Origin of the sequence: Tardiphaga sp., from assembly GCF_044340795.1 — a bacterium.
Taxonomy (GTDB): Bacteria; Pseudomonadota; Alphaproteobacteria; order Rhizobiales; family Xanthobacteraceae; genus Tardiphaga.
This window is the reverse complement of sequence record NZ_JBIISY010000303.1, coordinates 1-6,317: the sequence shown is the minus strand read 5'-3', so window position 1 is coordinate 6,317 and position 6,317 is coordinate 1. Positions and strand designations below refer to the sequence as shown.

8 protein-coding genes are annotated in these 6,317 nt (G+C 61.7%); 3 read left to right on the top strand and 5 right to left on the bottom strand.

Going from position 1 to position 6,317, the window contains the following annotated elements:
• The coding region (locus ACIQ17_RS29535) for a rhodanese-like domain-containing protein (RefSeq protein ID WP_398472999.1) at positions 1–630 on the top strand (630 nt) is incomplete at its 5' end.
• A gap of 51 nt (positions 631–681) precedes the next feature.
• Positions 682–1,494 (top strand): class II aldolase/adducin family protein, encoded by an 813-nt coding sequence (locus ACIQ17_RS29530; RefSeq protein WP_398472998.1) that lies wholly within the window; start codon positions 682–684, stop codon positions 1,492–1,494.
• A 9-nt stretch (positions 1,495–1,503) separates the two neighbouring features.
• Here ACIQ17_RS29530 and ACIQ17_RS29525 read toward each other — a convergent pair whose 3' ends face one another.
• Positions 1,504–2,559 (bottom strand): HoxN/HupN/NixA family nickel/cobalt transporter, encoded by a 1,056-nt coding sequence (locus ACIQ17_RS29525; protein WP_398472997.1) that lies wholly within the window; start codon positions 2,557–2,559, stop codon positions 1,504–1,506.
• A gap of 239 nt (positions 2,560–2,798) precedes the next feature.
• Between ACIQ17_RS29525 and ACIQ17_RS29520 the strand changes: the two genes are divergently transcribed.
• Complete coding sequence (locus ACIQ17_RS29520) at positions 2,799–3,071, top strand: hypothetical protein (protein ID WP_398472996.1); 273 nt, start codon at positions 2,799–2,801, stop codon at positions 3,069–3,071.
• A gap of 129 nt (positions 3,072–3,200) precedes the next feature.
• On the opposite strand, the gene ACIQ17_RS29515 is transcribed toward ACIQ17_RS29520, so the two are convergent.
• From ACIQ17_RS29515 to ACIQ17_RS29500, 4 genes are all read right to left on the bottom strand, one after another.
• Positions 3,201–3,473 (bottom strand): hypothetical protein, encoded by a 273-nt coding sequence (locus ACIQ17_RS29515; RefSeq protein ID WP_398472995.1) that lies wholly within the window; start codon positions 3,471–3,473, stop codon positions 3,201–3,203.
• 39 nt (positions 3,474–3,512) lie between these two features.
• Positions 3,513–4,439, bottom strand: coding sequence for a dihydrodipicolinate synthase family protein (locus tag ACIQ17_RS29510; protein WP_398472994.1), 927 nt, complete (start codon positions 4,437–4,439; stop codon positions 3,513–3,515).
• A 169-nt stretch (positions 4,440–4,608) separates the two neighbouring features.
• Complete coding sequence (locus ACIQ17_RS29505; RefSeq protein ID WP_398472993.1) at positions 4,609–5,592, bottom strand: TRAP transporter substrate-binding protein; 984 nt, start codon at positions 5,590–5,592, stop codon at positions 4,609–4,611.
• A 23-nt stretch (positions 5,593–5,615) separates the two neighbouring features.
• On the bottom strand, positions 5,616–6,317 hold a 702-nt coding region (locus tag ACIQ17_RS29500), incomplete at its 5' end, for a TRAP transporter large permease subunit (protein WP_398472992.1).

Below are 6,317 nucleotides of genomic sequence, written 5' to 3'. Positions count from 1 at the left end.
GGCCGCACCGATTTCCAGAATGGCAGCGCACGCGCGCAATATGACTCGCTGTTCAATCGCCTGCTGAAGCTGCCGGACGAAACCATGGTTTTCCCTGCGCATGACTATAAAGGCGACACCGTTTCCACCATCGGCGAGGAAAAGCGCTTCAATCCGCGGCTACAGGTGAATTCCGTCGATGAATATATCGAGCTGATGGGCAAGCTGAACCTGCCGAACCCGAAGCTGATGGACGTGGTGATCCCGGCCAACATGAAAGTCGGTCTCAAGCCTGACCAGTTGCTGAAGCAGGGTCTGGCGCTATCGCCGCGGGAAGCCATCGCGCATCTCGGCGATCCCGACATGCTGCTGGTGGACCTGCGCGAAAATGGCGAGCGGGCAAAGTTCGGCACGCTGGCCGGCGCGCTGCATGCTCCCTATCCGTCCATCGCCGAGAGCCTCAAGCCCGGCGGCATGCTCCGCGAAGTCGCCCATGCGAGCCGACGCCGCATCGTTTTCTTCTGCGCCTATGGCGAACGCTCGGCCATGGCGGTGAATGCCGCCCGGGAGGCCGGCATTGCGCATGCCGCGCATATCGATGGCGGCATTGATGCTTGGAAGAAGGCCGGCGGGCCGGTATTAGCTGCATAGTTCAAGCGCGTAAGGCGGAATCAATCGCCGGCGCAGTCGGGGAGGATTCCGATGGCATTCAAACGCCGGGCTGTACGCCTGTTGTTGACCGTATCGCTTGTGCTCGCGCTCCATCCAGCCAACGCACAGACTCCCGCTTCGGCCGGTCCGGTCGATCCCGCGCTGATGCAGGACCTCGTGGTCGCCAATCGCGTCCTCACCGATCTCAATGTCATCGATGGTTTCGGCCATGTGAGCATGCGGCATCCCGCCGATCCCAACCGCTATCTGATGGGCCGCTCGCTGGCGCCGGCGCTGGTCACGGCTGACGATATTCTCGAATACGATCTCGATTCCAATCCAGTGGACGCGCGCGGGCGCGCAAGCTTTCTCGAGCGCTTTATCCATGGCGAGATCTACAAGGCGCGGCCGGATGTAAAAGCCGTCGTGCATACGCACTCACCCGGTATCATTCCGTTCGGCGCCAGCAACGTCCCGCTACGACCAATCTTTCATCTCGGCGCCTTCCTCGCGCCGGATGTTCCGGTGTTCGACATCCGCGATGCTGCCGGAACGACCAATATGCTGGTGAGCACGCCGCAGCTCGGCAAGGCACTGGCCGACACGCTTGGCAGCCGCAATGTCGCGCTGATGCGCGGCCATGGCAGCGTGGTGGTGGCAGCCACCATTCCGATGGCGGTATTCCGCGCACATTACAGCAACGTCAATGCACAACTGCAGTCGCAGGCGCTCGCGCTGGGTGGCACCGTCACCTATCTGCAAAACGACGAGAGCCAGAAGACACTGGCGGTGATCGACCAGATCCATGGCCGTGCCTGGGATCTGTGGAAGCGCGCTGCGCTTGAGAAGATGCCGGGCAAGTGACCGCGAGGCTTACGCCTCGTGGACCCGCACCTCGATGTCGTCATAGCCCTTGATGCGATAGATCAGTACCGAGACGAGCCAGCTGACGAGGAAGATGGCGACGATGAGATAGCCCATTGCGCCGAGATTCTCGTTCAGCCCCTCGATCGCTTCCCAGAAGCTGCCGGAAAGATCCAGCTTGCGGCCGATCAGGCCGAGCGCCTCAATGCCGCCGATCACCAGCGCGACGATGACCGACACCGCCGTGATCATCATGTTGTAATAAAGCTTGCGGATCGGCTTCACGAAGGCCCAGCCATAGGCGCGCACCATCAGGATCGAATCCGTTGCGTCCACCAATGACATGCCGGCGGTAAACAGGGCCGGGAAAATCAGGATCGACAGCATCGACATGCCCTCGGCGCTCTGCGAGGCAGCGATGCCGAGCAGCGCGATCTCGCTGGCGGTATCGAAGCCGAGACCGAACAGGATGCCGAGCGGGTACATATGCCAGCTCCTGGTGATCGCCCCGAACAACCGGCGTAAAGCGCGGCCGATGATGCCCCGCTGGGCGAGCACCGCGTTGAGGTCTTCCTCGATGAAGCGCTCACCGCGTTTCACCGAACGGAACACGCGATAGACCGCCACAAGGATGAAGAGATTGGCGAGACCGACGACGAGCAGGAAGAAGGCCGACACGCCCGTACCGATCAGCCCGCCGATCTCCTTGAAATTGTCGAACCGCTCCTGCAGTGCCGATACCGCGAGTGCCACGAAGATCGAGGCCACGATCACCACGGTGGAATGGCCGAGCGAGAAGAACATACCGACCGAGATTGGTCGCTTGCCCGACTGCATCAATTTGCGCGTGATGTTATCGATGGCCGCGATGTGATCGGCATCGAAAGCGTGGCGCAGGCCGAAGGTGTAAGCCAGAACCGCGGTTCCCAGCAGCACCGGCTGATCACGGAACGCGACGAGCGCCCAAATCCAGGCCAGCACATTGGCCGGGATGAGAATGGCATAGATGGCGATGATGCGGCCGCGCAGATTGTCGGCGCCATCGTTGAAAAGAGTGCGAAGCATGGGGAGAAACGGTCCGATTGACGCCCCGATTGTCTCAGAGCGGCGGCATCGGCGCAACTGCAGCGATTTCGCTTCAAATTCCGCGCATGTGCCTCAGAAATGGCCGATCGATGTGATCCACTGTTGGCTGAATGGACGCGGCGATTTATATAATCGCGCAACGATCGCGCGACGCCTGCCCTTGCTGCACGTGGCGCTGACACCAAACCCAAAGAAAAATCCAGAACGAAGCTGAACTGATGTCCGCAGACGATAACAAATCCACCAAAGCCGAGCGCGACGCCGCCGAAAAGGCCGTGCTCGACAATATGGCGCGCCTGAAAGCGCTGCGCCTTGCCCGCGAGGCGTCCATGCCTCAGGCCGCCCCGAAAAAGAAAGTCGCCGCCAAGTCGGGTCGCAGCGCGACCGGCAAGACGTCGTCCGGCAAGGGCTCGACCGGCAAGCCGGCCGAAAAGTCGGTGGCTCTGGCCGCCTGGCTCGCCGAGCAGCGCAAAGGCGGGTTCCGGACTTGACGCAGGTTGTCGTCATCCGGCTCGACCGGGTGACCCAGTAGACACCGCACCGACCGAGTGTACTGGATCGCCCGATCAAGTCGGGCGATGACAACAAGAGCAGATTGCCCCGCCACCGCGAAATCTGCTTCAATCGCTCGCATCACGCGAATGCGGGGGAGCCGGATGAATCCGCGAAAGGGGCGCGAGCCCCCCAAGACGACGACCGACAAGACGACAACCGACAAGACAGCACCTCGTCCTGTCGATGACGACGAAGAAGACGGCGACATTGCTACGCCAAAGCGTGATCGCGACGACGAAGCGGAAATGTTCGAGCGTCGCGACCGCGAGAAATGAAAACGGCGCGCCATTTCCTCGCATGATCTGATCCGAAAACCGGTCGCCGCTTTTCGGGATCATGCGCTGGCGCGCCGTTTTGCATGAAGGGAGCCTGGTCGCTCAGGCTGCCTTCAGCCCGACTTCTGGCAGGGTTGGGCGTGTGCGCAGGGCTTTGGCCATCATGGCTTCCACTTCCGCTTTCTCATGCGGCAGCAGTGCGAGGCGCGGCGGGCGCGTCAGCGCGGTGCCGCGGCCCATGATGTTCTCGCAGAGCTTGATGCACTGGACGAGATCCGGCCGCGCATCGAGATGCAGCAGCGGCATGAACCATTCATAGATCTTCATCGCCTCGGCATAACGCCCGGCCTTGGCCAGACGGAACAACGTCTCGCCCTCGCGCGGGAACGCATTCGACATGCCGGACACCCAGCCGACCGCGCCCATGGCGACGCTTTCGACGATGACGTCATCAAGGCCGGCAAACAGCACGAAACGGTCACCGACCATGTTGCGGGTGTCGATGAAGCGGCGGGTATCGCCCGACGAGTCCTTGAAGCACACCACCGTCTCGACATCGGCAAGGGTCGCCAGAATGTCCGGCGTGACGTCATTTTTATAGATCGGCGGATTGTTGTAGAGCATGACTGGCAAATCCGTCGCCGTCGCCACGGCGCGGAAATGCGCGGCGGTCTCATGCGGCTTGGACGAATAGACCAGCGCCGGCATCACCATGACGCCATCGATGCCGACACGCGCGGCCTCCTTCGCGGTTTCCACCGCAAAAGCGGTCGTGAATTCGGCGATGCCGCACAGCACCGGCACGCGGCCCTTGGCGACCGACTTGGCCGCTTCCATGATGGCGATCTTTTCCTTGCGCTCGAGCGAGGTGTTCTCGCCCACCGAGCCGCAGATGATGAGGCCAGACACGCCGTCGCGGATCAGGCCATCGATCACCTTGGCGGTGGAATCGATGTCGAGCGACAGGTCATCGTGAAACTGGGTGGTGACGGCCGGGAAGACGCCTTCCCAGGAAATACGGGGACTCATGGCAAAACTCCGTTGTTTACCGGCGTGCGCGATAGACGCCGACAGGTGGAAACGATGGCGATGTTGGGTCATCCGTCATTGCGAGCGCAGCGAAGCAATCCAGAAAGCCAAAGGAAGAACTGGATTGCTTCGTCGCTGCGCTCCTCGCAATGACGAAGAAATTTGCGCGTTAGAGCGTGGCGCCGACCTTGCGCAGTTCGGCCAGCACCGGAGCCTTCGGCAGCCAGAGCTTGTCGAATTCGGCGATGACGGCTTCGGTATCCTTGGTGGCGACCTGGCGGACCGGGACCGATGTGCCCTTGAAGTTTTCGATCAAGGCCGGCTCGGCGCCCGCGAGTTCGTCGATTTGTGCATCGAGGGTGGATTTCACGGCCTTGGTGATCAGCTCCTTGTCGGCAGCCGGCAGCGACTGCCACACGCGACCGGAGACGACGGCCGCCATCGGCATGAAGACGGCATTCATCTGCAGGATCGACTTCGACACCTTGTCGAAGCGCTGGTTCCACGAGAATTCCAGATCGGCTTCGAGCCCATCGACCTGACCATTCGACATGGCGTCGAACACCTGCGGCGTCGGGATCGGTGTCGGCGCGGCGCCCAGCGATGAATAGAAATCGCGATACACCGGCGTCGGATTGATGCGCAGCTTCATGCCTTTGATATCGTCGAGGGTCTTGAGATCGCGCACCGCAAACACGGCGCGCATGCCGGTGATGCCCCAGCCGAGACCGATGGTGCCGGTTTCCTGGGGCAGCACGTCGAACAGTTTTACTGCCACCGGATGGCGCACGAATTTTGCCACCGACGGCGTCGAGCGCACGATATAGGGCGCGTTGATCGCTGCGATATGCGGAACGCGCGAGCCGAGCTCGGCCGCCTGGATGAAGCCCATGTCGAGCGCGCCGGATTGCAATTGCTGCATCATTGCGGGCTCGTTGCCGAGCTGGCCGGAATGGAAAACCGTCATGGTGAGGCGGCCCTTGGTCTCCTCCTTCAGCTTGTCGGCAAGCTTCAGCGCAGCCTTGTTCCAGGAATGGCCGTTCGGCGTGATCAGGCCGAGGCGCATTTCCTTGGCCTGTGCGAGCGACAGCGACGGCGCAAAGACAGAGGCTGCGGCCGATGCAGCGAGGAAGCGACGACGTGAGATGGTCATGACGAGAGCTCCATGGTGATGCGTTACTTGATGAGAGCGAGGGAGAGATAAGGAAACAGCGACAGCAGGATCAAAAGGATGCAGGAGATGAAGAAGAACGGCAGCGTCACCATGAACATCTTGCCGGGCTTGGCGCCGGTGACGGCCGCAGCGACGAAGAAGCAGAGCCCGACCGGCGGCGATAGCAGGCCGAGCACGAGGTTGATGACGACGACGACGCCGAACTGGCGGGGATCGATGTGATAGATCTCGGTGGCGATGGGCAGCAGGATCGGTACCGTCATGATCAGGCCCGGCACGCCATCGATCACCGTGCCGATGACCAGCAGGATGATGTTACAGAGCAGCATGAAGCTGATCGGATCCTTGGCGACGGTCTGGATCCAGGCGGCGGTTTCCTGCGGCACCTTGCCGAAGATGAGCACCCAGGAGAACACGGCGGCTGCGGCGACAAGGAACAGCACGATCGCGGAATATATGCCGGAACGCAGCATCATCTGCGGCAGCTGCGACCACTGGAATTCCCTGGTCCAGTAACGGCCGACCAGCGCCGCGGCGACGGCGCCAACGGCGGCGGATTCGGTAGCATTGGCGAGGCCGGTGAGGATCGAGCCGACGATGACGATGGGGATCAGCAGCGTCGGGCACGTGCGCAGGATGGTCATCAGGCGCTGCTTCGGCGTCTGATATTCGGCGCGCGGATAATTGTAGATGTAGCCCATCAC